Below are 26956 nucleotides of genomic sequence, written 5' to 3' on the forward strand. Positions count from 1 at the left end.
CCATCGATGTCGCCTATCGCTTCTTTGCGACCGACAAGCGCAAGTTCATCGTTGCCGATACCCCCGGCCACGAGGAATATACCCGCAACATGGCAACCGGCGCCTCGACCGCCGATCTCGCCATCGTACTGGTCGACAGCCGGCAGGGCATTCTCACCCAGACACGCCGCCACAGCTTCATCGCCTCGCTGCTCGGCATCCGCCACATCGTGGTCGCGATCAACAAGATCGACCTGATGGACTATTCCGAAGCGGTCTATGACCGCATCGTTGCCGACTATATGGCGTTTGCGAAGGATCTCGGCTTCGAAACCATCGTGCCGATCCCGATTTCGGCGCGCTACGGCGACAATGTCACCGCGCCTTCTGCCAACATGCCCTGGTACAAGGGTCCCCATCTGCTCGAACATCTGGAAACGGTTCCGGTCGAGACCGATCTCGCCGAAAAGCCTTTCCGCATGCCGGTGCAGCTGGTCACGCGCCCCAATCTCGATTTCCGCGGCTTTGCCGGCGAGATCGCATCCGGCCGGATTGCCGTGGGCGACCGGGTGACGGTGGCAAAGTCCGGCCAGACGTCCGCCATCCGCCAGATTGCGACGATGGATGGCGATCTTGAACGCGCCGAGGCCGGACAGGCCGTGACGCTGGTGCTTGAAGATGAGATCGAGGTCTCGCGCGGCAATATCCTGGTGGCGCCCGATGCAAGGCCCGATGTCGCCGACCAGTTTCAGGCAAAGGTCATCTGGTTCGATGCTGACCCGATGCTGCCCGGCCGCTCCTATATCCTGCGCACCGAGGCAGACCAGGCGCCCGCCACCATCACCGCGCTCAAATATCAGGTCGACGTCAACAGCTTCGCCCATGAGGCCGCCAAGTCGCTGGACATGAACGCCGTCGGGGTCTGCAATCTGTCGACCCAGCAGCCGATCGTCTTCGACGCCTATACTGCCAACCGGACCACCGGCAATTTCGTGATCATCGACCGGATCTCGAACCGGACGGTCGGCGCCGGCATGATCGATTTCGCGCTCAGACGGGCGCAGAATGTCCACTGGCAGGCCATCGACATCAACAGGCAGGCCCGCGCGGATCTGAAGGCGCAAAAGCCTGCCGTGCTCTGGTTCACCGGCCTTTCAGGTTCCGGAAAATCGACGGTGGCGAATGCGCTCGAAAAGATGCTGCACGCCAGGGGCAAGCACACCTACATGCTCGACGGCGACAACATTCGCCACGGCCTCAACCGCGACCTCGGCTTTACCGCCGAGGACCGCGTGGAAAACATCCGCCGGGTGGCCGAAGTGGCGCGGCTGATGGCCGATGCCGGGCTGATCGTGCTGGTCTCGTTCATATCGCCGTTCCGCTCCGAGCGCCGGCTTGCCCGCGAGATGATGGAGGACGGCGAATTCATCGAAGTCTTCGTCGATACGCCGATCGAGATCTGCGCCGAACGCGACCCGAAGGGGCTCTACAAGAAGGCGATGGCCGGCGAGATCGCGAATTTCACCGGCATCTCATCACCGTATGAGCGCCCCGAAGATCCCGAAATCCACCTCCAAACCGTCGGCCAGGAGCCGTTCGAGCTGGCAGGCCGGATCGAGGAATTTCTCAGTAGACGCGAGACGGACGAGTGAGCGCCATGGCGGATATGCAGCAGGTTTTCCTCGATGCGGCGCTGGAAGCGGGCAGCCTTGTCATGTCGTTTTACGAAAACGACATAGACGTGACCCACAAGGACGACCAGTCGCCCGTAACTGCGGCCGATGAGAAGGCAGAGGCGATCATTTTCGCCCACCTCGCCCGCGCGTTTCCGGACATTCCGGTGATCGGCGAGGAGAGCGTTGCCGCCGGCGTGGTTCCGGATATCACCGCCAGAGCCTTCTTCCTCGTCGACCCGCTCGACGGGACGAAGGAATTCATCAACAGGCGCGAAGACTTCACGGTCAACATCGCACTTGTAGAAAACGGCGCCCCGGTTGCGGGCATCGTCTACGCTCCGGCCAAAGGCGTGGCCTACCGCACCATCGCCGGCGGCGCGGAGAAGCTGATCGTGACTGATGGCGTCGTAGCGCGAGCTGAAGCGATCAGATGCCGGCCCCGGGGCGAGATACTGACTGCGGTGGCCAGCCGATCGCACAATAGTCCGGAGACCGAAGATTTCATGCGGAAAATCGGAGTGACCGATTTTACCTCGGTAGGTTCATCGCTGAAATTCTGCCTTGTCGCGGAAGGTGTTGCCGATGTCTATCCTCGCTTCGGACGCACCATGGAATGGGATACCGCCGCCGGCGACGCGGTATTGCGCGCAGCCGGGGGGACGACCGCGTGTACCGACAACACCGCCTTATCTTATGGCAAGACCAAACAGGATAGCGACAGCGATTTTGCCAATCCGCCGTTTATAGGATGGGCACATCGGCTCCCTCGCCCGTAAACCAACACGGATTCGCACGGTCGGACCCAGGCAATCCCAGACCAGCGCAAGAGGAGTTCAAATCTACACTTTCGTCGCACAAATCACTGAAAATATTCGATGTCGAGTTCCGTTTTCGAACATAGATCGATGCTGAAGAATGCCTGGTTGCTCAGGAGAACCGCTGTGCAGAGAGAGATGTGGCTGCCCTGAAATCTATATCCGGTTTAAATGCGGTGCTTCAGATGAATCCTTTGGATAAGCCATAGTGGGCTGTGAGGCCTGGCTTCACAGGCAATTCGATACTCAAGCGCAAGCTTGGGTTCGGTACAATATGCTAATAAGGGCAGCGCAAGGCTAGTCGCCTTTCAACCGCCCGTGCAATTTCAATTCTTGCGTCGTTCCAGCTCACTATCTGCGCAACCCCCCATCCCGTTCTGCGCAAGGAAACCCTCAGAACCTGTATCCGAAGCGGAGCGAGCCTGTGTGAGAGCGATAGTCGTCGGCGAATGAACCGTCATATTGGAGCTTCAGCTCCATGCCCTGCCGCTTGGCAAGGTCGAGGCCGAGGGTAACATGTCCGACCGTGTCTGCGATCGGCGTAAAGGTCGAGAAGCTCTCCATCGATGACAGACCGGCAAAGCGCGACGTCGTTTCCCATTCGTCCGCCGAGATGAACGACACGCCGAGATCGCCGTAAAGCCGGGCCGGCCAGTCTTCGAGGAACGGTATGCGGGCGCCGAACTCGATCCCCGGCGTTATGCCGAAAGCCGTGTCGGAATTGCCGTCGACCATGAGATTGAGCGCGCCTGCGCCCGTTTCCGTATAGCCATACTGATGCATGTTGATGACATCGAGATCGACCCGGGGGCGCATGTAGTAGGCATCGCCAAGCGCAATCTCGTAGGACGCCCGGAAGCGGCCGAAGAACATTGCCGAATCCGGATTGCCGGTTGCCGTCGCCGAAAGCGTGTCGAGGTTGATATAGCGCCTGGAATCGCCCCAGTTGTAGCCGCCGCCGCCGACAAGGCCGAACAGCCACGGACCGATCTCCTTCTTCAACGCGACGGCGCCGACGAAGGAATCCTGGCTGAGCTTCTGCGCGCCATTGTCATTGCGGAACCAGCTGCTCTCATAGGTCAGGCCGGAACCCAGGAACCAGCCGTCGCTGAGCTCCGCCTGACCGCCGATCTGCAGACCGCCGGTTGACTGGGTGTAGCCGCTGGCATCGCCCTGGCTATCCTGCGTCGCGCCACTGCCCAGAGCACGGCTCCAGACACAGGTGCCTTCATCCATCATCACGCCCGATGTCTCGAAGGCGGGGCATGACAGCACGCTGTTGGCGGCGCTGATCGCCGCTGAAGGCGACGACGCAAGCGGAGCGGCGGCCGTTTGCGACACCGTTTCCAGGAGCATGTCGGAGAAGTTTTCCGGCGTGGACTGGTGGAAGGCGCCGAACACCTGACCGAGCGAGATCTCGTCATCGCCGAACTTCACCTCCGTTGCCGCGCCGTCCTCAACCCTGTCCCAGGCCTGCTGCATGGCCGAAGAGGCCTCGCTTCCATTGCGGCCGAGCGAAACGCCATTATCCGCGAAATGGGCGCTTGCGACCGAGAACCCGGCCCAGCCGGACGACGAGGTTGTCACATCGGTAAAGTCGAAGACCAGCGACGGCAGGATCGAAAGCTGCGAGCCGTCCTGACCCGCAACCTTGAGAAACTCCGTTCTTGTGTCGGGAAGCAATGCATTGGCATTGACATCGACGCCCCAGCGTCCCGCAAAGTCGCCTCTGACCAAAAGCGCATCAGCGGTTGATTTCTCCATATCGACATCGAGGCCGGAAATCAGGCCGCCCTTGCTGGCGCTTGCAGTTCGCCAGTCCAGCTTTTCGCTGCGGCGATAATAGCTGAAGGGTGAGAACTCCGTCGAAAGGCCAAGGTCTGCCGCATCATAAGGGCTACCCGCATTTGCCGTGCCGACACCGACGAGATCCCCGGTGACCGTAGTCTCCATCGTGTTCCACTCGCCGCCGATATCCATCGTCCCGGCGTTGACGATCCCGTCGACATCGGCGATCGCGCCGGTGACGAAGGTGCCGGTGCCCTGGTTCAGGAAAAGACTGAGGCCGGGCGCGGCGCCGAGGGCAACCGTTCCGTCCGCCGGGTTTGGCGCGGTGACGTTGCCGCCGCGCGACGAGAGGACATTGCCCGACACTGTGCCCGCGTTGTCGAGCACGGTGTTGCCGCTGGCCGTGACGACGCCGTAAACCGCACCTGCGGAAACGCCGGAAGCGCCAGTGCCGGTGATCGAACCGCCGGAGCCGACGGTGACATTGATGGTCCCGTCCTGGGTCTGCGCAAACACGCCCCAGCCCTGGGCCGACGACACGCTGCCATCCACTGTGACCGTGACGTGGCCGCTATTAGACGTGCCGCCATTCAGTCCACGCGAGCCGGCATAGAGGCTGCCATTGTTCATGAAGAGGCCGCCGCTGCCGGCGAGCGACTGGGCGAGGATGCCATGGGCATTCGCACCGGTTGTCTTGATGGAGGATGCGGCATCCAGCGACACCGACACATATCCGGAGCTTTGGGCGGAGCCGCCACCGTAACTGCTGGAAGAATTGCCAGAGGTAAGCAGCAGCGGGGCGGTAAAGTCGCCCACGCCGCCGCCGCCGCCACTGATAGACTGGGCGAGAATACCGACCGCGCCGTCACCGGAGGTGACGATGGTTCCGCCGGTCAATGTCGCCGATACATTATTGCCCGGGGCGGGCGTTTGGCCTTCCACCCAGTTCACCGAAGCGATGTTTTGAGCAGAAGCCGACAGGAATCCGCCGCTGCCGCCGATCGACTGTGCAACGATGCCCAATGCGCGCGTCCCGGCCGTCGTGATTGTGCCGTTATGGTCAATCGTCACGCTATTGCCGAATTGCGTCGTTGCAGAGTTGCCCGTACTGGTATTCGTCCCGAGGGTAAGGGAAATCACGCCCGACACTGTGTCGTCATTGGCGGTTGTTGCGGTTCCGAGCGCGGTAATGCCGAGCCCCCCGCCGCCGCCGATAGACTGGGCGATGACGCCGTGCGCACTGTCGCCGGCCGTCTTCAGGGTTGCGCCGTCCAGAACATGGACGTTGACCTCTGCCCCCGTTCCACCGCCGCTATTTTGATTTGGGTTCGAGCCCAGCCGCAGGTCGATGCTGGAAACAGCAAAGCCAGAGGACGTCCCGACACCGCCGCCGCCGCCAAGCGACTGCGCCACGACAGCGCTGGAGGCGAAGCCCGAGGTCAAGATGTCGCTCGCGTAGACAAGCACATCCTCGGCGCTGCCGCCATTGCCGCCGGCCATGCCGAGGGACATTTTCACATCCGGCTTGGAGGATGAAGATGCGTTGGAGGTCGCGCCCGCGCCGCCGCCGCCGCCGATCGACTGGGCGAGAATGCCGTGGGAGATGTCACCGGTGGTAACAATCCTGCCCGATTTGACGGCGCCGCCCTTCGAGGCAACGCCGACGGACACGAAGCCGGCGGTGCCCCCGCCGCCGCCCGCGCCGGTTCCCACGCTCAGATAATTGGTCGTCGTGGTCTTGCTGCTGGAAGAGTCACTCGTGTCGTCGCTCGCATCGGAACTGTCGCTGTTTGCATCCTGCTTGGCTTTGGTATGGGTGAGCGAGGAGGTGCCGAGGCCGGCCGTTCCGCCGCCGCCGGCGATGGACTGGGCCACAATCCCGGTCGCATCGTCGCCGGCGGTCGTGATGGTGCCGGCATTCCACGCATAGACATTACCGCCATTGCCGCCGCTGCCGCCCGTGCTGCCAAGCCCAATCGTCAGCGCCCAGGACGCACTGTCATCGCCGGTGCCCCCGCCGCCAGAGCCGCCGCCACCACCGATCGACTGGGCGACGACACCGCGTGAGCCGAGCCCGGTCGTTGCGACCGATGCGCCGTCGGCGAGCCCTGCCTGCACCAGACCGCCATAGCCGCCGCTGCCGTTTGAGCCGCCGACGGCGATGGTGAGCGCGCCCGAGACCGAATTCTTCACCGCCGTCGCAGTGCCCTTGCCGGCACCCGCAGCGCCACCGCCGCCGCCGATCGACTGAACCAGCATGCCATCGGCGAGCGCGCCAGCGGTTGCGACTTTGCCGCTGATATGACCGTAGGCCTGCCCGCCATGGCCGCCGGAACCGCCTGCGCCGCCGAGGGCGAAATCAATGTCGACATTGAAGGCCTTGCCGGCAGCGTCCTCATCGTTCTTGTCCTCGCTGAAGATCTTGGGCAGCGCCTTGCTGACGGCGGTTGCGGTGGAATCGCCGCCACTGCCGCCGCCGCCGCCAATCGACTGCACAAGCAGACCCGCCGCTCCATCACCGGAAGTCGATATGGCCGAGCCATCATGGACGTTCGCGCTGGCCTGGCCGCCATTGCCGCCTTTGCCGCCTGATCCGCCATGGGCGACGGAGATGCTGAGGGACACGGTATTGCCGACCTCATCAAACGGAACGCCCTCTGTCAGCGCCTTGGCGCTCGCCACGCCGCCATTGCCGCCGCCGCCGCCGATCGACTGCACCACCAGCGCTGCCGCATCGGTTCCGGTCGTCACCACCTTGCCGTTGGTATAGGCGAGCGCGCTGCCACCGCTTCCGCCGAGGCCGCCGCTGCCGCCATGGGCAATGGAAATGCCGAGACCAGCGCTGGCGCTGGTGGATTTGGCATTGCCGCCAACGCCGCCGCCGCCGCCGATCGACTGCACGAGCAGCGCCGTGCCGTGATAGCCAGCCGTCGCGATGGTCCCTCCGTTGCCGAACTGGACGACCTTTGCCGTTCCGCCATCGCCGCCGCCGCCTGCGGCCCCACCCGTTGCGCTGCTGATCCCGATGCCCCAGGCGGTCGCCTGGCCGCCCACGCCGCCACCGCCGCCAACCGATTGCACGATGATGCCGGAGGCATAGTCGCCGCTGACGGTGATGTTGCGGCTATCCTCGTGGTTTACGAGCGCTTCTCCGCCATCGCCGCCAGGACCGCCCGTGCCGCCAACGGCGCCGAAAAGTCCCTTCTTGTTGCGGCCATGCCCGCCGCCGCCGCCGATCGACTGGGCAACAATGCCATGCGCTTCGGAGCCAGAAGTCGTGAGGTCGGCGGAATTTGTGACTGTAACGGCTCCGCCCTGGCTGGCTGATCCGCTCGAGTCATAAGTGGCGCCGCCCACTCCACCGGTTGTCTGCGCCGCGTTGCCCTGCGAAGGCGGCGTGATCCAGCTCACGATCCCCGGCCCGTCACTGCTTCCGCCGCCGCCGCCGACCGACTGTGCAAGAATTGCTATTCCGCCGCCAAGCGCCGGCGTGTCCGATGCGCCTTGGGAATATCCGCCATAGGTCGTGATCGTGCCGGAATTGTTGATCGTGACGGCGGCTCCATGCGACTGGCTAGCGGCGCCGCCGACAGATTGCCAACCCTGCGGAGAAACAGCGCTGCCGTAATCATAGCTTTTTTCAGTCAGTTCTTGCGTCGCATGCAACACGCCGCCGCCGCCGCCGATCGACTGCGCCAGGATGCCGTGCGAATCCACGCCGTGAACCACGATGCTGGCACTATTTGTAACATTGACAGTATTGCCGTATTCTTGGTTGGTCGCCAGGCTACCCCAAACAAAGGGTTGCTCTCCGGAAAGAGCATAGTCGCCGTTGGTAGCCGACGCCGAAACGGACTGGGCAAGAATACCGCTCGAACGATCGCCGTTGGTTACAATCGAAAAAGAGTTGTAGACAGTAATGGAGCCAGTCGCGCCGCCCTGCGATATGTCGGTTTTGTTGTTCGAGCCGCCCCCGCCGAGCGACTGGGCGACAAGGCCGCTCGAGTATGCGCCTGAGGTGGTGAGCCTGCCCGCTCCGGCGAGGCTAACCGACACATAGTCGGCATTACCGCCGGTTACACTCAAGTCCTTGAAGCCGCTTGAATTGCCGCCCTGGCTAATGGCAATGACGGCGGGTGATTGAACGCCATATGTGCTGATGACAGCGTTTCCGGTGCCCGAAACCGAAATGCTGACAGGCGCACTGGGCGCGCCCGCGAAGGTTGTGGTGTAATCGTAAATCCCTTCCTCCCGATGACGGCCGAGCCCATCGCCGCCGCGTGAGATCGCCATGATCCCGGCGCCGCTATTGCGGGCGAACTGGAAATTATTGTAGCGCGTCGACCAGCCCGGCTGGCCGGCGCCCTTCGAGACGATCTGTCCGCTGAAAGGATTACCGCTGGTGCCGACAGTGACCTTAACGCCGCCGCCAACGCCGCCGCCGGCACCATAGGCTCTGGTATATCTCTCGTCGTTGCTCATGCCGTCGTCGATGCTATATTTAACGACGAACTGGTTCTTGTTGAATGGTGTGTTTCCACCATAGGAGGCGGCAAGAATCGCTGGTCCAGCGCCAGCGCTCACGGAGTCATAGGCCTTCACCGTTACCTGGCCAGACGTCCCGCCTGCAGTGTAATCCTTGTGCGATGTATACGTACCCGGGCCTGCCACGCTGAGCGCAGCAATTCCAAATGCATCACCCGAGACGCTTGCGTGAGACGAGACCGTGACCGGGCCCGAATAGCGGTAGTCACTGTCATTCTTGCCATCGGCGTAGCGCGATGTACCTGCCTTGGCGAGTGCAAGTATTCCGCCGCCAACCGTGCTCGACACCGCGCCGTAGTTCGTGACGGTGACCTTCCCGGCATTGCCGCCGCCAGTCTGCTGATTTTCGTCGCGAGGGCTCCAGTTCAAAGCTCCGAGCGATACAACGCTCAGCCCGTTGGACTGGTTCGTTGAGGCCCGCAACGTTCCAGTGGCCTGAGAGCTTCTGCCCCCCATAATCTGGATGTTACTGCCCGGCGCGCTGACATTGATGTCAGCATAGTTGGTGACGACCACACTCGGCGAGCCCCACCCCCACTGCGATTGCGTGTTCACATAGTGCTGGTCGCCATAAAACGATACAGGATTGCCTCCCCCCACCCCGAACAGAGCCAGATACGCCCCGGAATAGGCGTATTGCGGCGTCGTGGTGTCAGCCCCCGACGGGATGGTACAAGTAAGCACCTCGCCCATGATGTCCTGATTTCTGGTGGCGAAGTACCCCGCTTCTGAGAAGCCTGAGGCTGTCTCCCACTGCAGCTCAGCCGGAGAGCACGATGCGGACTGGGCATAGGCGCGCGAATAGGTGCGGCCCGCATAAAACGGCATCGGCACGCCAACCAGCGTGCCAGCAAGCGCCGTCGACTGAAAAAGCAAAGACGAAGCGATCCATTTTGCGCGCTTCCGCTTCAGTGTCCGTATCTGGTGAATATCGCCGGAAGTCGACCCGATGTCGTTACTGCCCGCCTTGTTTGCCACGGCTCATCCCCTCTCTGGCCTGCCAGCATGTCTGCCCGATATCGCTTCATCTCCTTTAGCGATGTCGGAAGTAAAGCCAGAAATCCAGCTTCCAGGCGTCGATCCGGCGGACTTTTTTTGAACTTTTGTCAAATATATCCGCAACCCGATCGCATTTCGGCAACCAAAAGCTCAAAGCATGTGGTTCTTGTTTGGTCTGCACTTCTGGTGTCTGAAGACATGCAGCCGCACGAACCATCGAAACAGATCGGGCTTCATTCGAAGACTCTGCCGCAGAAATGCCATATTTTGCATTGCACCCATTGACCACGCGGTCGAGAATTTCCAAAAATCTGCATTATGACCGCGTCTCGAACAGCAATCCGACGGCAGATCGCAAAGCTGGCCGAAATCCCCAGGCTTCTGAAACCTTCCGTGCTGCCGGCGCGGTGGGACGGGGATGCGCCGGAAATCCGTGACGCCCGCCGGCAGATCGCGATCCAGGATTTCTTTTACAAGACCCTGCCCCCGTTCGATCTGCCGGTCTGCCTGCTTAATTGCGACGGCACGGTTGTCCTGAGCGACGGAGAAACCGACGCGTTGCCGAAGCGTTTCGACTTGCCGCCGCGCGACGAACAGGGCTTCGCCTTCAGAGAACATGAGGGTGTGCTGCAGGTCGTGCTTGCGGTCAGGCATTACTGGCCGCAAGCGCCGGACGGAGCCGAGTGGCTGGCGATTGCAGCCGACCGCGCGTTTTTCGAAAGGCAGGCGCCGCTCGATGTCGCGCGGTTGACGGCGAGCGAATACCAGTTGATCGCACAGCTTCTGGCCGGCTACGAACTGAAAGAAGCCGCTGAAAGGCTGGGCGCTTCCTACGATACCAAACGCAAGCAATTGCAGGTCGTCTTCCAGAAGTTTGACGTCACCAACCAGGCAGCGCTGGCCCGCTCGATCTCGGCAAGTCTGATGAGTTATCTCATCGCCACCTTTTCCGGCGCGCGCGATCACAGCCCGGAGCGCAAGCTTCTGTTCCGCCATTTCGCAGGCAAGGTGACGATGCATTCCGTCACGCTTCAAAACGGCGCCGAACTGCCCATCTGGGAGTTCGGCGACCGACGCGGCAAGCCCTGTCTGTTTTTCCACGGGCTGTTGTCGCCGACGCTCTACTGCGATGACAAGGTCGATATTCTGCGGCGCCATGGCCTGCGCTTTCTGGTGGCGCCCCGGTTTTTCATCGAGGGGTTCGACCATTCGGATCCGTTGCGTTTTCTGGAGACCTATACCGAGGCACTTGCCGAAATGGTGCGCCACCTTATCGGCGGGCCGGTGACCTGCGTCGCGGTTAATTCCGGGGTCTCCTGGGCCACGCATTTCGCAACCCGCCACCCCGACCTTGTCAAGAGCCTGGTGATCGCCGGAGCGCCGTTCCCGCCATCGATAGCCGCACCGGCATCGGAACGCAGCATGCAGGCAGCCCTTGCGAGCGCCGTCCGCCAGCGACCGATTGTGATCGGCGCCATCGTCAAGGCCTATGCTGCGCTGGCGCGCTCCCCGGCCCTTGCCGCGCGCGCTTACCGTCACGCGTATCGCGAAAGCCCTGCCGATCTGGCAGTGATCGACCAATCAATTAAGGCCGGCTGGGCACTGTCGTGGCTGCGGTTGATCGGCGAACGGTCATCGGCAAGCGTGGTCGCCGATCTCGCCGTCAATCAACGCGGCTGGGATCAGGATATCGGCGCGCTGCTGATGCCGATCCTGTTCCTTCAGGGCGCCGACGACAAGATGTCGCCACCCGCGCCGATTGCGGCTTTGGCCGAAACCAATCCGAATGCAGATTGCAGGATCATTCCCGAGGTCGGCCATCACCTCGCCGCCAGCCGTTTCGAATTGTTGGCCGGCACGCTGGCAGAAGACGCTGATATCGAGGAGAGCTCGCCTTAGGCCGACACGGAAGCGCTCGCCGCCGCGCCGCCGGCGCACTGATACTCAGGCCGGGTCCTGAGCGTCCGGCAGGGGCGCGCACATCAGCTTTTGCCGGGCACGCGCCATCTCCATCGCGAACAATGCCTCGGCACGCTGCAACCGCGCCTTCGCAAGCGCCGTCTCGGCCGCGCATCGCTCGGCATCGGGCCTTGCGGAAAGGGATGTCCGCGCCGTCGCTATGGCGGCGTCGGCCGAGGCGAGCGCGCGACGGGCACCCGCCGTGTTCAGCACGGTCTCATTGTAGCGGTTCAGCAATTCACGATGGTTTTCGCGTGCCGCCAGGATTGTCTCAAGCAAGCGGATGCGCGCGCGGTCGGTCAGTCGCAGGCTGTCGCCCTGATCGATCAGCGGCAGCACATAGCCTACCAGGAACTGAAGGCTGAGACCGCCATCCTCGCTCATGAAGGTCGGAAGCGCAGCCGTCAGCTTGGTGAAGCGTGATTTTCTGGCGAGATCGAGCTGGGCGCCGGCAGCCTCGACAAGCAGATTTTCCAGCGCCTGGCTTCCGGAAGCCGAAAAACAAGCTTCGCCATTTTCGGCATCGGTTTTGGGCAGGCCCGCCAGCGCCGGCAGCACGGATCGCGTTGCCGCGACCGGCTCACCGTCTGGCTTCAGGCCGGAAAGCGCCAACACCTTGCTCTCCTCCGCCTCCATGGCCATGGCAATGGCATCCGCCTCGCTCAAGACTGCGGCAATCCGCGCGTTCATCGCATCGACCTCCGCCACCGAGACCGTGCCGAGTTGCTGTTCAGCGCGCATCGATTTCGCCTGGCAGGAAAGCGCATCCGCCTCCAGCAGCGTGTGTCGGCGCTTGAAATCCATCTCGCTCAGCGAAGCGTAGGCGGCAAGCAAGGCCCCCAGAGCATTGCGGTAGGCGAGCTGATACTGGACCGGAATAAGCTCTTCTGCGATTGCGATATTGCGGCTGTCGAGCCCGAGCAGCGCATAGGCAATATCCCAATTGACGCCGAGCACGACATTCGTGTTGTCCGTAACCCCGTCGCGCCGGTCATAGCTGATGAAGTCGCGCGCTTCCACCGAGATGCGCGGAAACCGGCGCGAGCGGGTTTCGTCTAGCGCAAGTTCCGCTTCGGCGCGCTTCAGCCGCGCCTTCATCACATCGTGCCCGCGCCGGTCGGCGGAAGCAACGAGCTCGACCGGGCCAAGGGGACCTTCGAACGCAGACAGAGGCGGCGGGGCATCAATCTGGCGCTGGAGCGCATCGATGTCGGCGCTCGTCTGCTTCAGCGCGGGCGAGGCGCAGGCGGCGAGAACGAGCGGGATCGCCAGAGCCGCCAGCCCGCGCAGCTGTGGAAGCCAGCTATTCGACAACGATATCTCCGCTTTTCAATCCGGAAAGGATGCGGACATAACCATCCGCCACCTCGCCGAGTTCAAGTTCGACAAGGCCGGTCTTGCCGTCTTCAAGCTTCATTGCGTACACGCGGCCCGACTGAAACCGGAGCGCGCTTGCCGGTATCGACGGCGACGGGGCCCCGATCGACCGGCTGAAGCTGCAAAGCGCCTGGCTGTTCAACATCGCCTCATCGCCCGGGAAAACGATGGCGATGTCATAGGCATAGCGACCGCGCTTCTGTTCGATGGGGTCATCGACCAGCCGTTTCGAAACGATCTCGGCTGCGACGGGGCCGCGCGCACCTTCAAAGCTGACGGTCACCGACGCTCCCTCGACAACGCGCATGTCGCTGTCACCGAACCGGACGACCGCGCCGTAGCGTCCGGGCGTGACCAGGGAGGCGATCGGCGTGCCGCGGCGCAATTCGCCGCCGCCGGCTTCGACAAGCTGAGGATCGCGCCAGATCACCGTGCCGTTTTCGGGCGCCGCCAGAGCGCTTCGGTCCTTCTCGCGCCCGATATCGGCAAGCCGTGCCTCCGCGACGGACAGATCATGCTCCAACTGGTCGATATCGAGCTGGATCTGTGCGCGATCGAGGGTGCGCTGGTGGGAAAGCCGGGCATGCTCGGCCTCCGCATCCTCCAGCCGCAGCCGGGTTTCTTCCAGCCGCTGCGGCGCAATCTGTCCGCTCGCTTCCAGCCGCTCCATCTCCTGAAGTTTTGCACGAAGCCTGGCAAGGCCGCTCTCCCGCGTGGCGTGCTCGATTTGCCAGATCGCCCCCGTTTCGCTGCGATAAGGACCCGATTTGAAGGCGATCCGCGAGCGCAGGCTTTCAACGTCAGCCGCCAGGCTCCGCTCTTCGCTTTCGAGCTTGCCGACCGCGTAACGGGCTATGATGTCGCCCCTCTTCACCTGGCTGCCGTCTGCCACAAGCAGTTCGAGCAAACCATCGGCCGGGGCCGACAACGCGCGCGGCGCGCCGTATTCAACATGGCATTGTCGCACGACGCGCTCTGTGAAGGCGTGGTCAGCTATGCGCAATTCCGCCCGGTTCGGCGCCTGATCGGCTGCCTTTTCCCGCGGCCAGACGCCGCCCTGCACCGCCCATGCGGCAGCGCAGACGCCCATCACCACGCCGAAAGCTGCAAGGGACGTTCTAACCCTCACCATGAGGCCGCCTTTCCATGCAGAGCTCCATCACCATCAGCTCTCCCTCAGCACGGTTGCCGGATCGGTGCGCGCGGCGTTGAGCGCCGGCACGATGCCGGCGAGAAGCGTGACCACGAAAAAACCGGCAAGAGCGCGGGCAATCGGCCCAATGGCGACACCTGAACCGGTGAGACTGCCCGCCACGAAATAGCGGCCGAGCGGCTGCTGCAAGACCTCGGCGAGAACCATACCGCCCACGATACCGACGATCAGCGCAAGCGTGGCGATCAGGGCTGTTTCTTCAAAGATTTCAACAATGATCCTGCCCCGCGTCGCGCCCAGCGTGCGACGGATGGCGATCTCGCGGCGGCGCTCCGTCACCGAAAACGACATCAGCGCCGCAATCGACACGCCACCGATCATCAGGATGATCGCGCTCAGCCCCACCGATATGGCAAGCGCGATGAATTTCAGTTCCCGCGCCTGTTCGATGATCGGCGCGCTTGACCATAAGGTCAGCCGCGACACATCGAACGTGAGCGACAACAGCCCTTTCAGGCGCGGCTCCGGAAGGCTTCCCGCAGGGCCGGTCACGAGAAAGTTGAAATTGCCGGCATCGACGCCTTCAAAGGAATCTTCCATTTGAGGGATCAGCAGCGATCGCGACAGTTCGGCAAAAGGGGGACGTACCGGCGCATCGAAGATGCCGGCCACCTGGCAGGCCTTGCCCTCCAACCAAACGATCGAGGCGCCGTCGAGATTTTCGGCCAGCGCACGCCCCACCAGACAGCTGTCCTGCATCAAATCGCCGATTTCCATGCCGGGCGGCAGATCCGTGGTCAACCCGGCCTGCCGGGCGAAACCATCACCGACGGCATAGGCCTTGGCGAGTTGCGCCGTGCCACCGCTTTCCAAAGTCACCGGAAAGGTCCGAAAGGATGTCACGGAAAATCCGCCGGGCAACAGTGCGGCGATCATATCCGGACCGAGCAGAGCGAGCGCATCGGGATCGAAGAAGCCGCCGGTCAACATGCCGGCCTCGTAACTGGCGCCGCTGATCACGAAGGTTTCCGCCGTGCCAAGTTCCAGCAACGTATCGAAATGGCGCAGCGCATTGCCCGAAAGCGCGTAATTGGCAATGGTGCCCGCAAGCGTCATCGACAACGTGACCACGGCGAAGAACAGACGCGCGAGGCCAAAGGCCCTGAGCCGGGAGAGGATCGGTTCAAACGGCAACAGCATGGCACCGCCCGCCCGAGAGTTTCAGCACCCGCTCAAACCTTCGGGCATGATCGAGATTGTGGGTGACCATCACCAGCCCGCACCCCTCGCTGCAGTTCTGAAGAAGGAGGTCGAGGACGTTCCGGCCGGTCTCCTCGTCGAGATTGCCCGTCGGCTCGTCGGAGAGAACGAGCGCCGGCCGGGTCACCAGCGCCCTTGCCAGCGCCACCCGCTGTTTCTCGCCGCCCGAAAGGCTGCTTGCGCGCGAGCGGGCGCGGCGAGAAAGGCCAACCCTTTCAAGCTCCTCCTCGGCGCGCATGAGCGCCGCCCCCCTGGAAACGCCCTGGTACCGGAGCGGCATCGCCACGTTTTCTGCTGCGCTGATATGATCGATCAGGTTGAAGCCCTGAAACACGAAGCCGATTTGATGTCGCCGGAACCGGGTCTTGCGGGCGTCCGAAATCGCCGCGACATCGACACCGGAGATGGCCACGCTGCCCTCGTCCGGCGTCGACAGCGTGCCGAGAATTTCGAGGAGTGATGATTTGCCCGAACCCGACGCACCGATGATGCAGAGCCGTTCGCCAGCGTCGAGCGTCAGGTCGATCTTCTTCAGTATCTCGATGCGCTCGCCAGCGGAAACAACGGACTTGCTGACCGCGCGGACATCAAGCAGACGTTCTGCCATGGCCTTAACCGCCCGGAAGCGACCCGGATCAGTGGACCTAGTAATCCGCCTTGCAGCTGAAGGTGGAATACATTTCATTCGCCAGGTCCGCCGTCTGCTCATAGGCATTCCAATAGGGCTCTGCGCCGGCCGTGCCGTACTGCTGCACTGCGAGCTTGTATTCGCTGTAATAGCTGCGCGCGGCGTCGCAGTGGGTAGCCACCTGAATGTTGACGGGGGCGCCGCTGGTCGTGGTGCACGAGCTCGGGCACTGCAGGATCGACGATTTCGGCGTGCCGCCTCCGGAGGAGGAACCGCCGGTGTCGTAATCGGAATCCGAAAGAGAATCGAAGGACGAGTCGGTACAGGCCGCCAGAAAAAGGATCGGGACCAGGCAAAGTGCTGTCTTGAAGTTCGGCATCTGAAAATTCTTCCCTCATGATCGCGAAGCCTGCCGCTTCGCAAATGACATAGGCATCGCCCCTCGCGATGCTGGAGGAAGATCTACAGACGGCCCAGAACCCGAGCGCCCCCCATTTGGGGGGTGCGAGCAAGAAATAACCGAGTTTGGTGATGTTTCGGCAGCGCCGGAAGCACGACTTCGCCGCTCGCGTTCCCTCAGCTGGATGAGAAAAAGCCGCGCTTGACAGCGCTTCTAAGTTGTGAAAACTTGTCTGCGCAAACGATAAACCATGCCTGAGCAAACGATTGCTCAAACAGAATTGTGCGTTTGCGCGGGAGGAGCAAATTGGCGGACAGGGTTTCCACTCTGCAATCGGCGGGCGTCTATCAGCGCAGCACGATCCGCGATGTCGCGGCGAAGGCGGATGTCAGCGTCACAACGGCCTCACGGGCCCTGAACGGCACGGGGCGCATGTCCGACGAGACGCGAGAGCGTGTGCGGGCTGCCGCTTCCGCGCTCGACTACCGGCCGAATTCGATTGCCCGCGGGCTTGTGCAGCAGCGATCCTTCACGCTTGGTCTTCTGACCAACGACACCTATGGCCGCTTTACGCTGCCTGTCGCCGCCGGGCTCTCCGCCGCCATGGCCGATCGCGGCGTCTCGGTTTTCCTGAGCGCCGGTGAGTACGAGCCGGAAAGCCTGAAGCTCAATCTCGGCGCCATGGAGGAAAAGCGGGTCGATGGGCTTGTCATCACCGGCAAGCGTATCGATCGCGGTCTTCCGATCGAACTGCCGCCGCTCGGCATGCCGGTGGTTTACGTCTACGCGTCCGCGCCCGAGGGGGCGGTGAGTTTCGTGCCGGACGACGTCAATGCGGCGAAGAATGCCGTCGACCACCTGATCGGGCTCGGGCGGCGGAAGATCGCTCATATCACCGGACCGAAAGCTTTCAAGGCGGCCAATCTGCGGGCGGCCGGCTGGCACTCGGCCGTTGAGGGCGCGGGACTCGAGCCCTTTGGCGATGCGATTTTCTCGGCCTGGACGGAGGCCCATGGCTACGACATGGCGCATGCGCTGATCGAGGCCGGAGAGCGGCCGGATGCGATCTTCTGCGGCAATGACCAGATCGCCCGCGGCGTCATCGACGCCTTCGCGCTGATGGGGATCCGGGTGCCGGACGATATCGCCATCGTCGGCTTCGATAACTGGGAGGTCTTTGCCAAGGCCACGCGTCCGCCGTTGACATCGGTCGATATGGGTCTTCCAGACCTCGGGAGAAGTGCGGGGCTTGCGCTTTTGGACATGATCGACGGCAAACCGGTTGAGCCGGGCATCCGTCAGATGCCCTGCACCCTCGTCGTCAGGCAATCTTGCGGCGTCAAGTCCGACTGAGGCTTGCGCCGGGAAACCGCCCCGAAAGTATGCGTTATGGGTTTGATGGGGAGGAAGTCGCGCATTTTGCGCAAACGTTAGCTCAGCTCCATTCGGGCAGCTGGCGTGGGACCAAATGGGAGGTAATTGAAATGGGACTGCAGGCTTTACTCAGCGGCGCCGCGATCGCCGCCATCGCTTTGCCGGGCCTTGCCCAGGCAGAAACATTCTCGCTCTGGACGCGCGCCGACAGCTCGGTGTTCATGCCGAAGCTCGTCGAGGCGTTCAATGCCAAGGGCGGCGATCAGGCCGAACTCCAGATCGTGCCGACGGGCGAACTGGTGCAGAAATACGCCGTCGCCTCGGCCGGCGGCTCGCAGCCCGACGCGCTGTCGCTCGACCTGATCTACACCCCCGCCTTCGCCGAGGCGGGGCAGCTCAAGGACATGACCGAATTCGCCAAGTCCCTGCCGTTCTACGACAGCCTGTCCAAGGCCCACCTGAGCGTCGGCACCTATGACGACAGGATCTATGGCCTGCCGTTCTCGGCCGACGCCTCGGTGCTGATCTGGAACAAGAACCTGTTCAAGGAAGCCGGCCTCGACCCTGAAAAGGGACCGGAAAACTGGGCCGACGTCCTCGCCGACGCCAAGGCGGTCGGCGCGCTCGGCGATGACACCTATGGCTATTACTTCTCCGGCAATTGCGGCGGATGCAACATCTTCACCTTCACCCCGCTGATCTGGGCGTCGGGCGGCGAAATCCTGCAGGATGACGGCACCAAGGCGACGCTCGATACGCCTGAGGTAAAGGAGGCGATCGACTTCTATCGCGGCATGGTGATGGACGGCCTGGTGCCGGCAGGGTCGCAGACGGATGGCGGCGCGAACTTCTTCGCGGCGTTCGCCGGCGACAATATCGGCATCACGCCCTCGGGATCGTTCGCGATCGGCGCGCTCAACAGCCAGTATCCCGATGTCGACTACGGCGTGACCTATCTGCCGGGCAAGGACGGGGGCTGGTCGTCCTTCGCGGGTGGCGACAATTTCGTGGTCTCGGCCAAGACCAGCGACGCCAAGCTTGCCGCCGTCGAATCCTTCCTCGAATTCGCCTATTCGCTCGAAGGACAGAAGATCCTCGCCCAGAACGGTTCGCTGCCTGTGCGTGACGATATCGCCGAACAGGCGCTCGAGGGTCTCGATGCGCGCTACCTGACGGCGGCAAAGGCAATGGCCAAGGGCAAGACGCCGTATACGCCGGTGTTCAACGACATCATCAACGCGACCCAGAGCCCCTGGACCGCGATGCTCAACAAGGCATTCTTCGCCAAGAGCGAGGATGATGTGCAGGCCGCGATCGACGAAGGCCAGGACGAGATGCAGTCGATCATCGACGCATCGCGCTGATACCCGCCCTTGCGGGAGGGTCTCCGCCGCAAGCGGCGGAGACCGCCAGATCTTTCGCTCTGAAAGGATTTCCCATGTCTGACATCGGATTGGAGGAGGCCGTCACGCCGCCACCCAGGAAGCGACGGCGGCGCAGCCGGCAATGGACCGGGCTTCTCTACGTGCTTCCGGCACTGGCCCTGGTCGCCATGTTCTTCATCGTGCCGCTCTGCATGACAGTGTGGATGTCGCTGCACAAATGGCCGCTGATGGGCATTCCCCGCTTCATCGGCCTTGGCAATTACGAGCGGCTGCTGTCCGACAGGAACTTCTGGTCCTCGATGTGGTTTACCGCCGAATATACCGTTGTGGTGACCGTGGCCCTGCTCGGCATCGCCCTTGGCCTCGCCTTCATCGTGCAAGGACAGGGGCGGGCGATCTCGGCCTATCGCACCATCTACTTCCTGCCGGTGGTCACCGGCTTCGCCTCGGCGGCGCTGCTCTGGTCCTGGCTCTCCAATGTCGACACCGGCCTGTTTTCACCGCTGCTCGAAGAGCTGGGCCTGACGGCTGGACGCATCAACATCCTCGCCGAATTCACACCTGCCTTCTGGTCCGTGATCGTCATGGTGGTCTGGAAGATGTCCGGCTTCTTCATGGTCATCCTGATGAGCGGGCTGCAGTCGATCCCGAGCGATTACCAGGAGGCCGCGCGGATCGACGGCGCGAAATGGTTCCAGCGGTTCCGCTACATCACCATGCCGCTGATCCGCAAACCCTTCGCGCTGGCGCTGATCCTCTGCGTCTCCGGTTCGATGCTGGCCTTCGACCAGTTCTACATCATCCTGAACGGCGGGCCGCACGGGCAGACGGTGACGGCCGTCTACGAGATCTTCAACGAGAGCTTCGTGTCCTTCCACCTCGGCTACGGGGCGGCGCTCTCCGTGGTGCTTCTGGCGGTGCTGCTGGTGCTGAGCGTGTTACAGCTCGTGCTCCTGAGTGACAGGGGAGAAAAGCGATGAACGCAGCCACGCTCGCTCCCACCATGGCCGCGGAACCGACCCGCCGGGGCCGGTTCCGGTTTCACCGCCTGATCTTCCATGTGACGGCCGTGCTCGTGGCCGCGCTGTTTCTGGCGCCGCTCGTCTGGTGCATCCTCGCAAGCTTCCGCTCGCCAGCCGAATCCGGCAAGCCGCCCCTGCCGCCCTGGCCGACCGAGGGTTTCAGCCTGTCGAGCTATGCCCGGCTCGAGGGGTATGGCCAGACGGTGCTGCACTATATCGGCAATTCGCTGTTCGTCGCGCTCGGAACCGCAAGCCTGACCATCCTGGTCGCGATCCTTGCGGGATACGGGTTTTCCCGCTTCCGCTTTCCGCTGCGCGGCGTGGCCTTCATCCTGATCCTGTCGACGATGATGGTCCCGTTCCAGTCGATCCTGACGCCGCTGTTCCTGCTTCTGGCCAAGCTCGGCCTGCAGAACAAGCTCGTCGGCCTGGTGCTGATCTACACCACGCTCCAGCTTCCGTTCTCGGTGTTCATGATGCGCAACGCATTCGATGCCGTGCCGAAGGAAATCGAGGAGGCCGGACGCATGGACGGCGTCAAGGGCGTGCGGATGCTGGTCCAGGTCATGGGCCCGCTGGTTCTGCCCGGCGTCGTCACCGTCGGCCTGTTTGCCTTTCTCAACGCCTGGAACGAATTCCTCGCGGCGCTGGTGCTTCTGACCGATCAGTCGAAGTTTACGCTGCCGGTGCTGATGACGTCGGTGCGCAGCGGTCGCTTTGGCTCGATCGACTGGGGCACGGTCCAGGCCGGCGTCACGGTGATGATGATCCCCTGCATGATCCTGTTTCTCATTCTTCAACGCTCTTACATCCGCGGCCTGACAGCCGGCGCGGTTAAGTAATTTGATCGCTCCAGGAAAGGAATTACCCATGAGCAACAATGCTCCACGCCAGACGATGGACGCTCTGGCCCCGAAGTCCAAGTTTCGCCCGCTGGCAGTCAACCAGGTCGATGTCGGAGGCTTCTTCGGCCCGCAGATCGACATGATCGCCACGAAGACGGCGAGGCTCCTGTTCGACCGCTGCATCGAGGCGGGCATGCTCGACCAGGTCGATCCCGACCGGCCCAATCCCGGTCTCAGGATCCCGTATCAGCACGGAAACACGGTCACGACCCAGATGTTCTGGGATTCCGATTTCGGCAAGAGCATCGAGACGGCGGCCTATGCGCTCAACCGGACACGTGACGCGGAACTCGAAGCCAGGATCGACGAGGTTGTCGATGCCTACGGGCGCCTGCAGGCCGAAGACGGCTATCTCAATTCGTTCTTCCTGCGTATCGAGCCCGGCACGCGCTGGGCAAATCTGCGCGATCAGCACGAACTTTACAATGCGGGTCACCTGATCGAAGGTGCCGTCGCCTATTACCAGGCGACGGGAAAGCGGAAGCTCCTCGACATCATGTGCCGTTACGCAGACCTGATCGACCGGACCTTCGGTCCGAAGGCCGACCAGAAACATGGCTATCCCGGTCACCCGGAACTGGAGCTGGCGCTTGTCAGACTTGGCCGCGCCACGGGCGAGCAGCGTTACCTCGATCTTGCCAAGTACTTCGTCGACCAGCGCGGTCAGCAGCCGCATTATTATGATGCGGAGGCTGTCGCCCGCGGCGGGTCGCCAGACGATTTCCACTTCGGGAATTACGAATATTGCCAGGCGCACAAGCCGGTGCGCGAACAGCGCGAGGTCGTTGGCCATGCGGTCCGGGCGGCCTATCTTTATGCCGGAATGGCCGATGTCGCCACCGAGTTTTCCGATGACAGCCTCGACCCCGCGCTTGAGGCGCTGTGGTCGCACCTGACCGACCGCAACCTCTATGTCACCGGCGGCTTTGGCCCTTCCAAGGAGAATGAGGGGCTGACCTTCGACTATGACCTGCCGAATGCCACGGCCTATGCTGAGACCTGCGCCGCCGTTGCGCTGGTGTTCTGGGCAAGCCGCATGCTGGGCCGCGCGCCCGATGCCCGGTTTACCGATGTGATGGAGCGGGCGCTATACAACGGCGCACTGGCGGGCCTCTCGGCCGACGGCACGCAATTCTTCTACGACAATCCGCTGGAAAGCTATGGCGCTCACCACCGCTGGCGCTGGCACCGCTGCCCCTGCTGCCCGCCCAACATCTCCCGCCTGGTCGCCTCGATCGGCACCTATTTCTATGGCGTGGCCGAGGATGAACTGGCGCTGCATCTTTATTGCGAAAACGCCGCCGAGATCGAAGTGGCCGGCGTCAGGACCCGCGTCGAGCAGAAAACGGCCTATCCGAAGGATGGCCGGATCACCGTGACGCTGACACCGGAAACCCCCGTTGAGTTTACCCTGTCGCTGCGTGTGCCGGGATGGGCCAAGGGTTTTTCGCTTGCCGTCAACGGTGAAGCCTCGGATGCAACGCCGGAAAAGGGCTATCTGCGTCTTCAGCGTCGCTGGCAGGCGGGCGACAGGGTTGAATTGAACCTGCAGATGGAGCCGGAAATGCTCTACGCCCATCACGCTGTCGCCACCGATCAGGGCCGGGTCGCCCTTCTGCGTGGCCCTCTGGTATATTGCGTGGAGGAAACCGACAACAAGGCTCCGCTCAACGCCTATGTGGTGAAGGACGGCGCCCGCATGCGCCTCGATCAGGCAGAAGGCCTTGGCGATGCCGTGTCGCTTGCAATCGAGGCGATTGTCGAGAACCAGCCGACCGATGCGCTTTACGCAACGACGCCGCCGGAGCGAGGAGCCGCAAGTCTGAAGGCCGTACCCTATTATCTCTGGGACAATCGTGCGCCGGGCGCAATGCTGGTCTGGCTGCGCAGGGAGGCATGACCATGCGCCAGATAGAAAGGCTGACCCCGGCGCGCAACCCGTCAGGGCTGGTGCTTCGTCGGGTTTCCAAGTCCTTCGGAGCCGTGCAGGTCATCCACGATGTCGACCTGCAGATCGAAGGCGGCGAGTTCGTCGTCTTCGTCGGTCCTTCGGGCTGCGGAAAGTCGACCTTGCTGCGGCTGATCGCCGGCCTTGAGGACGTCACGAGCGGGGATGTGCTGATCGCAGGCACGGACGTGACCGATGAAGACCCATCGGACCGCGGCATCGCGATGGTGTTCCAGACCTATGCGCTCTATCCGCACATGAGCGTGGAGCAGAATATGGGCTTCGGCCTGAAGGTTGCGGGCCGGCCGAAGGCGGAGGTCGAGGCCAAGGTGCGTCAGGCAGCCGACATTCTGAAGCTCACGGACTATCTCGACCGGCGGCCCGGCCAGCTTTCCGGCGGACAGCGCCAGCGCGTCGCCATCGGTCGGGCGATCGTGCGGGACCCGGAAATCTTCCTGTTTGACGAACCGCTCTCCAATCTCGATGCGGAACTGAGGGTCGGCATGCGCATCGAAATCGCCCGGCTGCACCGCGAGCTCGGCAATACCATGATCTATGTGACCCACGACCAGACCGAGGCGATGACGCTTGCCGACAAGATCGTGGTGCTGCGCGGCGGGCATATCGAGCAGGTGGGCTCGCCGGCGAGGCTTTATGACGACCCCGACAACATGTTTGTCGGCGGTTTCATCGGCTCGCCGAAAATGAACTTTCTCACCGGCGTCATTCAGGGCGACCACATTGAAATCGCCGGCGCGACGCTGCCCTGTCCGAAGCTCGAAGCAAGGCCTGGTGACGGAACCCGGGTGTCCGTCGGCATCCGGCCGGAGCACTGGCGACCGGCGCGGCAGGGCGAAACCGGACTGCCGTTCACGGTCGACTTCGCGGAATTTCTCGGCGGATCAAGCTATCTCTACGGCACGATCGGCGGCACGGCCTGCACGGTGGAGGTCGAACGAACCGAAATCGCCAAAGCCGGATCCACCCTGACGCTGAACGTCGAAGCCGAAAACGTCTATGTATTCGGTGATGACGAGGCCCGGATCCGATAGATGACGTGATGCGCGAACTTTCTGAACCAGCCTTGGTTTGCTGAATGCGGTTTCAGGTGGGGTTATGCGACCAACTCCGGGGCGTCGCGCATGCGATCATGTCGCTCCAAGGCGTCAAGATTAAGCTACCAAAATAGCTTAAAAAAAGGGGCAGAAGCGGAGGACAGGGCTTTAAACGATCGTGTCCCAGGTCGTGGTGTAGATGCGTATCGGCGGTCGCCAGCGTCATTCGTCGCGGACTCAGGACCATAAAAATTCCAATATATCAAAGACTTATCGCTCCGCATCGGCGCTGGACCCGGATGCCGGTTTACAACAACGCTGATAGCGCTGCCTGATCGTACCCGTCGCAAGGCAGAACAAAGTGTTTGCAATGGAAATGGCTCTGGAGAAATATTGCTGCTTGAGGCAAGTTTAAAATCCAAGACGGTTCCGAGAATCAAAGGATCTTCTGTTTCGGGTCAAAGGGAATCGAAATGCTGGATGCATTGGCAGAGCAGACTGCGAAAATTGCTTTCGCGACTGACGCTCTGGAATTGAAGAGTGCATTTACCGAGAGCTTAAACAGCCTCGGCTTTGTAAGTTATAACTTTAGCACTCATCGCGCTTCTCTTGATGAGCTTATGTCAAGACCAACAATTTCCACCTGGACCACAAGCCAGCTGGATACCTACGTCAACGATCGCTGGGTCGGCAGAGATCCTTTGATGAAACACATCAAGGGCAACACCACGCCTCTTCTCTGGCGACAGGAGCATTTTAACAGGCCGGGCAGCGAAGACTACTACGACTATGTCCGCTTTCAGGGGATCAAAGGCGGTCTCACACTGCCGCTTCCGGCAAACAGCGGAAAGTTCAGCGCGATCACCCTTCTGTCCATTGAAGACACGCCCCCGCCGCAGGCGGTTATTCCAGCGGTCACGATACTGGCGAGCGTCGCGGCGGCGCGCCTGGCTGCCTTCAGGGAAGGCGAATTCTGCGAATATGATATCCGTCGTTTCGACAGGCTGTCCGGCGCACAGGTCGAGGTTCTGCATTGGATCGCCAAGGGCAAGACCAATGGCGAAATTGCGAAAATCATCGGCCGCACCGAAAGGGCGATCGCCTACCATGTGAGCGAAATTCTGGGCAAGATCAACGTCGCCTCCCGCACCCAGGCCGCCGCCTTCTATGCGGCTCTGGGCTTGGGTGGCTGAATTCTGCCGGACCTTCGTTTCCAGGCAGAGTTTCATCCTTGCGGTTATAACCCGCCATCAATGATGGAAGCCGGATGCCTCATCCTCGGTCAACGGGTTTACCACCGGGTGCGCCTTGAAATAGTCGACGGCCGCCTGCATATCGCTGATCAGCAGCGAGCAGAGATCGATGCTCACACCGTTTCTGACCAGAATGCGCTGGATGGCCTGGTCCTCGCAATTGGCAGGAAGCGTGTAGGCGGGCACCTGCCAGCCGCGCGCGCGCAGCCGGTCTGCGAGATCGAACAGCGTGTAACCGGTCTTGATCCCGTCCTTCAGTTTCCATGATACCGCCGGAATGCCGCGTTCGGCCGCGCCGTCGAAGACGATGTCGACGAGACCGGTTTTTTCCAGTTCCTCCGCGAGATAGGCCGCGGAGCGATAGCAGGCATCATGCACCTTGCGGTAGCCGTCGCGGCCAAGGCGCAGGAAATTGTAGTACTGGCAGACCACCTGCCCGCCCGGGCGCGAGAAGTTGAGCGCGATGTCGCGCATGTTGCCGCCGAGGTAATTGACCCAGAAGATCATCTCCTCCGGCAGGTCTTTCTCTTCGCGCCAGACCACCCAGCCCACACCGAGCGGCGCCAGGCCGAACTTGTGGCCCGAGGTGTTGATCGACTTGACCCGTGGCAGGCGGAAATCCCATTCGAGCTCCGGCGCGCAGAATGGCGCCAGAAAACCGCCGCTCGCGCCGTCGACATGGATCGGGATATCGAGCCCGGTGCGCGCCTGAAGATCGTCCAGCGCGTCGGAGACCGCCTTCACCGGCTCGTATTCGCCGGTAAACGTCACGCCGAGCGTCGGCACCACGCCGATCGTGTTTTCATCGCAGAGCTTCAGCACCTCTTCCGGCGTCATCAGCAGGCGGCCGTTTTCCATCGGGATTTCGCGGTGTTCGATATCCCAGTAGCGGGTGAACTTGTGCCAGCAGATCTGCACCGGACCGGTGATCAGGTTCGGCTTGTCGGTGGGTTTTCCCGCCGCCTTGCGCTTGGCCTCCCAGCGCCGTTTCATCGCCAGCCCGCCAAGCATGGCAGCTTCCGACGAACCTACGGTGGACGTGCCCGTGGCATTGCCTTCCGGAGCGTTCCAGAGATCCGCGATCATCCGCACGCAGCGCGCTTCGATCTCGGCCGTCTGAGGATATTCGTCCTTGTCGACCATGTTCTTGTCGATACAGTCATCCATCAGCCGATGGACTTCCGGCTCTTCCCAGGTCTGGCAGAAGGTCGCGAGATTCTGACGCGCATTGCCGTCGAGCATCAGCTCGTCCTTGATCGCGGCATAGGCAAGGCGCGGCGCGCGTTCCCTTGCCGGAAACTCGGACTTCGGCAGGATGGCCGACAGATCCGCCGCGCCATAGGTTTCGTCGTTCGGGTCGAACAGGCTTTCCGCCACGCGCTTCTCGCTCAATGGTCTTCCTCCGTTTCGGCTTACACAGACAAATTTGCTACCG

17 protein-coding genes are annotated in these 26956 nt (G+C 62.3%); 10 read left to right on the forward strand and 7 right to left on the reverse strand.

Translation table 11 applies throughout. The features are described 5' to 3' along the window. Both nodQ and cysQ read left to right on the forward strand, forming a co-directional pair. Window positions 1–1631, forward strand: a 1631-nt coding sequence (gene nodQ / locus HPQ62_RS19570) for a bifunctional sulfate adenylyltransferase/adenylyl-sulfate kinase NodQ (RefSeq protein ID WP_174804289.1), incomplete at its 5' end; no start/stop codon positions are given. A gap of 5 nt (window positions 1632–1636) precedes the next feature. Beyond that, the gene (cysQ, locus tag HPQ62_RS19575; protein WP_174804322.1) at window positions 1637–2431 is read left to right on the forward strand and encodes a 3'(2'),5'-bisphosphate nucleotidase CysQ; all 795 of its coding nucleotides are present in this window, start codon (window positions 1637–1639) and stop codon (window positions 2429–2431) included. 432 nt (window positions 2432–2863) lie between these two features. Here the strand turns inward: cysQ and HPQ62_RS19580 are convergent, their stop codons facing one another. Next, the gene (locus HPQ62_RS19580) at window positions 2864–9781 is read right to left on the reverse strand and encodes an autotransporter outer membrane beta-barrel domain-containing protein (protein ID WP_342343741.1); all 6918 of its coding nucleotides are present in this window, start codon (window positions 9779–9781) and stop codon (window positions 2864–2866) included. A 339-nt stretch (window positions 9782–10120) separates the two neighbouring features. Between HPQ62_RS19580 and HPQ62_RS19585 the strand changes: the two genes are divergently transcribed. Further along, on the forward strand, window positions 10121–11701 hold the full coding sequence (locus tag HPQ62_RS19585; protein ID WP_174804290.1) for a bifunctional helix-turn-helix transcriptional regulator/alpha/beta hydrolase: 1581 nt from the start codon (window positions 10121–10123) through the stop codon (window positions 11699–11701). 45 nt (window positions 11702–11746) lie between these two features. Here HPQ62_RS19585 and HPQ62_RS19590 read toward each other — a convergent pair whose 3' ends face one another. Genes HPQ62_RS19590 through HPQ62_RS19610 form a run of 5 tightly spaced genes read right to left on the reverse strand, consistent with a single transcriptional unit; the run spans window position 11747 to window position 16558 of the window. Next, window positions 11747–13075: a hypothetical protein gene (locus HPQ62_RS19590; protein WP_174804291.1), complete on the reverse strand. Its 1329-nt coding sequence runs from the start codon at window positions 13073–13075 to the stop codon at window positions 11747–11749. Continuing rightward, window positions 13065–14270, reverse strand: coding sequence for an HlyD family secretion protein (locus HPQ62_RS19595; protein ID WP_174804292.1), 1206 nt, complete (start codon window positions 14268–14270; stop codon window positions 13065–13067). The genes HPQ62_RS19590 and HPQ62_RS19595 overlap by 11 nt, the downstream gene beginning before the upstream one ends. 33 nt (window positions 14271–14303) lie before the next feature. Then, the gene (locus tag HPQ62_RS19600) at window positions 14304–15491 is read right to left on the reverse strand and encodes an ABC transporter permease (protein ID WP_174804293.1); all 1188 of its coding nucleotides are present in this window, start codon (window positions 15489–15491) and stop codon (window positions 14304–14306) included. Continuing rightward, a complete protein-coding gene (locus HPQ62_RS19605; RefSeq protein ID WP_174804294.1) occupies window positions 15475–16158 on the reverse strand; it encodes an ABC transporter ATP-binding protein in 684 nt (227 codons plus the stop codon). Before HPQ62_RS19605 ends, HPQ62_RS19600 begins: the two co-directional genes overlap by 17 nt. A gap of 37 nt (window positions 16159–16195) precedes the next feature. Continuing rightward, window positions 16196–16558, reverse strand: coding sequence for a hypothetical protein (locus tag HPQ62_RS19610; RefSeq protein WP_174804295.1), 363 nt, complete (start codon window positions 16556–16558; stop codon window positions 16196–16198). A gap of 327 nt (window positions 16559–16885) precedes the next feature. Here HPQ62_RS19610 and HPQ62_RS19615 point away from each other — a divergent pair, with 327 nt between their 5' ends. From HPQ62_RS19615 to HPQ62_RS19645, 7 genes are all read left to right on the forward strand, one after another. Next, the gene (locus HPQ62_RS19615; protein WP_174804296.1) at window positions 16886–17932 is read left to right on the forward strand and encodes a LacI family DNA-binding transcriptional regulator; all 1047 of its coding nucleotides are present in this window, start codon (window positions 16886–16888) and stop codon (window positions 17930–17932) included. Between the two features lie 137 nt (window positions 17933–18069). Further along, window positions 18070–19317: an ABC transporter substrate-binding protein gene (locus tag HPQ62_RS19620; RefSeq protein WP_425312657.1), complete on the forward strand. Its 1248-nt coding sequence runs from the start codon at window positions 18070–18072 to the stop codon at window positions 19315–19317. Between the two features lie 74 nt (window positions 19318–19391). Then, a complete protein-coding gene (locus HPQ62_RS19625; protein WP_174804298.1) occupies window positions 19392–20318 on the forward strand; it encodes a carbohydrate ABC transporter permease in 927 nt (308 codons plus the stop codon). Between the two features lie 23 nt (window positions 20319–20341). After that, entirely contained in the window at window positions 20342–21202 is an 861-nt protein-coding gene (locus HPQ62_RS19630) for a carbohydrate ABC transporter permease (protein ID WP_174804324.1), read from the forward strand. Between the two features lie 55 nt (window positions 21203–21257). After that, window positions 21258–23165, forward strand: coding sequence for a glycoside hydrolase family 127 protein (locus HPQ62_RS19635; RefSeq protein ID WP_206678106.1), 1908 nt, complete (start codon window positions 21258–21260; stop codon window positions 23163–23165). Between the two features lie 2 nt (window positions 23166–23167). Next, window positions 23168–24265, forward strand: coding sequence for an ABC transporter ATP-binding protein (locus tag HPQ62_RS19640; RefSeq protein ID WP_174804300.1), 1098 nt, complete (start codon window positions 23168–23170; stop codon window positions 24263–24265). 476 nt (window positions 24266–24741) lie between these two features. Beyond that, window positions 24742–25461 carry a helix-turn-helix transcriptional regulator gene (locus tag HPQ62_RS19645; RefSeq protein ID WP_174804301.1) on the forward strand — a complete coding sequence of 240 codons (720 nt, stop codon included), beginning with the start codon at window positions 24742–24744 and terminating at the stop codon, window positions 25459–25461. Between the two features lie 57 nt (window positions 25462–25518). Here HPQ62_RS19645 and gad read toward each other — a convergent pair whose 3' ends face one another. Beyond that, on the reverse strand, window positions 25519–26913 hold the full coding sequence (gene gad, locus HPQ62_RS19650; RefSeq protein WP_174804302.1) for a glutamate decarboxylase: 1395 nt from the start codon (window positions 26911–26913) through the stop codon (window positions 25519–25521). Window positions 26914–26956: the final 43 nt, after the last annotated feature.

It is taken from the genome of Martelella limonii, assembly GCF_013344475.1.
Lineage (GTDB): Bacteria > Pseudomonadota > Alphaproteobacteria > Rhizobiales > Rhizobiaceae > Martelella > Martelella limonii.